Raw genomic sequence first — 3,591 nt, 5'->3', positions numbered from 1 at the left:
CGTCAGTCCCGGCGTCCGTGCCGCCGCCACCGTCGGTGCCCGCGTCGCCGCCCTCGCCGGTGCCTGCGTCCACGCCGCCGTCCGTGCCAGCGTCGCCGCTGCCGGCATCCGGCGGGCCGTCCTCCGTGAGGGTCAGCACCCGCCCGTGGACGCGGTCCACCTGCAGGCCTGGTCCCGAGTCGAAGCGCTGGTAGATGACGACCCCCTTGTGGGGCGCGAGCAGGGCCATGCCCGCCGTGCGCGCGTCGTCCTGGTAGCGCCACACGTCCACGGGCTCCGCCGCCACCGCCGTCCCGTCCAGCGACACGCGCGCCAGCTTGACGCCCATGAAGGCCTCCAACCCTTCCTCCCAGAGGACGGTGAAGCCCGAGCCGTCGAACATCGGCTGTGAGTTGCGACGCAGCGCCACGCCCGTGACGACGACCTTCCCCTCCGGATCCTCCACCGTGCCGTCGTTCGCCACGCGCGTGGCGCGGATCTCCCCCACCGCCCCACTGGTGCGGTAGTCCGACCAGGTGACGAGGAAGTCGCCATGGGCGGCCACGTTCGGCTCGTACTGGGCGGCGTTGGCGGCGCAGATGACCTGGGGTGTCACGTCCACCAGCTGCCCGGTAGGGCTCACCCGGGCGGCATGGATGTCGTAGTTGCCACCGTCGTAGTTGGACCACACGACCAGGAAGTGGGTGCCATTGAAGGCCACCTTCGGCTGGAGCTGCTTCTGGAGGGAGGAGGCGGGCCTGGGAAGGCGGATGGGGCTCGACACCGAGCCGTCCGCGCGAACCATCGCCCCGGTGATGCGCGAGCCAGGCTCCTCCCAGACGACGAAGAAGTCGTTCCCGGAGCTGGCGATGGAGGAGGGACCGGAGAGGGTGCCCGTGGCGAGCTTGAGGGGCTTCGCGTCGATGAGCGTCCCGTCCGCCCGCACCCGCTGGGCCCGGATGTCGTACCCGGCGACGTCCTCGCCCCAGGCCACCAGGTACATGCTGTCGCCCGCGCCCACCGCCGTCCTGCCCACGGGGGTCGTGGAGGGCAGCTCGAGCACGTTGCCCGTGGGCTGACCTTCGGCGTCCAGCCGCTGGGCCCGCACGCGGGTGGAGGAGCCGGTCTGCTCGCCCAGCCGATCCCGCCACGCCATGAGCGCGGTACCACCGGAGGACGCCACGCTCGGCTCGTCCTGGAGATTGGCGCCCCGGGCGAGGAAGCTGCCCGCTCCGTCCACCAGCCGGCCGTCCGTCTCGAAGCGACCGGACCTGGCGCCGAAGGAGCCGACGTACTCGGTCCACACCGCTCGCAGCCGCGTGCCGTCAAACACCAGGTCCTGCAACCCCTTCTGTCCCGCGTGGGTGAAGAGGGGCACCCGCTGGGTGTCCTTCACCACGCCGTCCGTGCCGAGGCGCACCCCGTAGATGCCCTCGTCGAAGCTGTTGGTGGCGGCGAGCCAGACGACCCAGGTCTGCGTTCCGTCGAAGGCCAGGGCGCGGCCCTCTTTGTAGTCGTTGCTGGCGGGCGTGATGCGCACCCCGGTGCCGTCCAGCGGCTTGCCGTCGGGGCTCACCCGCCCCCCGTAGAGGTCGCCGTAGGAGGAGTTCCGGCTGTCGCCCCACACCGCCAGGTAGTTCGTCCCGTCGAAGACGAGCCGGGGAAACGTCTGGGCGCTGCTGGCGAGGACGCTCACCGGGATGCCCGCGGGGTCCAGCACCTCGCCGGAGGGGGCCACCCGCGTGGCGTAGATGTCCCACTGAAGGCTCTCACCCACCTGGTGGCGGCCATCCGACCAGGCCACGAGGAAGCCGTCGGTTCCCGCCGCGACGGAGGGACTCTCCTGGTTGCCGGCCGCCGAGACGAGCACCCGCGGGGTGGGGTCCAGCACGGTGCCGTCGTCGCGGACGCGGGCCCCGAGGATGTCGTGGTCATAGGCGGTGCGGGTGTTGCGCTGCCACACGACCAGGCTCACCCCACCGGAGCTGGCCACCCGCGGGGCCTCCTCCCATTCGCCGTCGACGACGGGGATGGGGGCGGAGATGCGGAAGCCATCCGGCGGGGTGGTGACGGTGCCGTCAGGGCTCACCCGCGCGCCGTAGATGGCGTAGTGGTTGTTGTCGCGGAAGTCCTGCCACACGACGAGGAACTGCTGGCCATCCCACGTCACCGAGGGGGCTTCCTGGCCATGGGACGCGGTGCACAGGGGGATGCCGGCCGGGTCCAGCACCTTGCCTTCCGCGTCGATGCGCGTGGCGAAGATCTCCGGGCCGGTGCCATAGGCGGCGTTGTTGTCCCCGCGCCGGTCGTCGCTCCAGACCAGCAGGGTGACGCCACCACCGGACGCGGCGCGCGCCGAGCCGACGCTGGCCAGGAGCCGTCCGTACCGGGGCGACTCCAGTGAGAACTCGTTGGACAGCTCAACCGCCCCGGCCACCGAGGCCCACAGCAACACCGCCAGCACGACGCGCATCGACATCGCCCCCTCCGAGAAAAGGCCGGCATCATTCCCGATTCGCATCCCCGCGCGCCAGGGCGGCCCATCACGCCCCGGCTTCGGGGCTCAAGGCGCGCTGAAGCGAGGCGCCCCCTTCGCGCCGACGGGCACCTGGAACACCTTCCCCCAGATGCCGCTGACGTAGACGCTGCTCGCGTCGTAGCCGGGGCCCGCGCCGAACTGCACGCCCGACACCTGGTCGTCGAAGGTGGCGAGCACCGTGGGCCCGCCCACGGCCGCGCCTCCCGCGTCCAGGTCCACCCGCAGCAGCCGGAAGCGCTTCCGCGCGGGGTCGCTGTCCACGACGTACAGGTTGCCGCATCGGTCCTGCGTGAGGCCGTCCAGCCGGGTGCCCTGGAGCACGGTCACCACCTCGGGAGGGCCCACGGGGCGTCCCGAGGCATCCACGCGCACGCGGCGCACGGTGCCATTGGGGGCGCCCGTGTAGAAGAGGGTGGAGCGGGCGTCGTCGAACACCAGCCCACTCACGCCCTGGGCCTCCGCGCCGACGGCGATGGACGAGGGCGTTCCGTTGGCGGAGATGCGCAACAACTGCGACGTCGCCACGTCGCTCACCCAGGCGTTGCCCCCCGCGTCCACGTCGAGCCCGTTCGGGATGATGAACGGAGGCAGGCCCGGCGGCATGGAGGCCGCGGTGAAGAACTCGGACACGGTGCCATCCGGGCGCACCCGCAGCAGCTTCGCCGTCAGCCCCTCCGCCACCGCCGGCTGCGCGACGAGCACGTCACCCGAGGGGAGGACCCGCAGCCCCAGCGAGAGCGTGGCCAGCCGCGCATCCCGGGAGATGACTCGCGTGGGGCCGAACGCGGGGACGGCCACCAGCGCCTCTCCCTTCTTGGCGATGAGCAGGCCCTTGCCGTCGAAGGCCAGCTCCTCGTTCTGGTAGACGGACTCGGTCACCAGCCACGAGTGGACGGAGCCGCGCGGCAACATGCGACACCCCGGGGCGTCGTCCTGTGGGCGGGGCCACCGCGCTTCCGGGGCCGCTTGCGCGAACGCGGGGGCGGATGCCGTGAGCGACGCGCCGGTGAGGCAGGTGGACAGCATGAGGGACAGCATCCGAGTGACGCGGGGCATTCGGGCTCCTGGAGGGG

The 3,591-nt window shown here is 72.2% G+C and carries 2 protein-coding genes; both read right to left on the bottom strand.

Going from position 1 to position 3,591, the window contains the following annotated elements; all coding sequences use genetic code 11:
* The coding region (locus tag D7W79_RS40180) for a glycoside hydrolase family protein (RefSeq protein WP_120530492.1) at positions 1-2,458 on the bottom strand (2,458 nt) is incomplete at its 3' end.
* 84 nt (positions 2,459-2,542) lie between these two features.
* Positions 2,543-3,574: an SMP-30/gluconolactonase/LRE family protein gene (locus D7W79_RS40175; protein WP_147442307.1), complete on the bottom strand. Its 1,032-nt coding sequence runs from the start codon at positions 3,572-3,574 to the stop codon at positions 2,543-2,545.
* Positions 3,575-3,591: the final 17 nt, after the last annotated feature.

Origin of the sequence: Corallococcus exercitus, from assembly GCF_003611585.1 — a bacterium.
In the GTDB taxonomy this organism is placed as follows: domain Bacteria; phylum Myxococcota; class Myxococcia; order Myxococcales; family Myxococcaceae; genus Corallococcus; species Corallococcus exercitus.
Note: the sequence above shows the minus strand (reverse complement) of the source record. Positions and strands in the feature narration are given on the sequence as shown.

Bases quoted from the DNA above. Each gene is read 5' to 3' on its own strand.
- D7W79_RS40175 (WP_147442307.1), bottom strand. From the start codon at position 3,574: ATGCCCCGCGTCACTCGGATGCTGTCCCTCATGCTGTCCACCTGCCTC.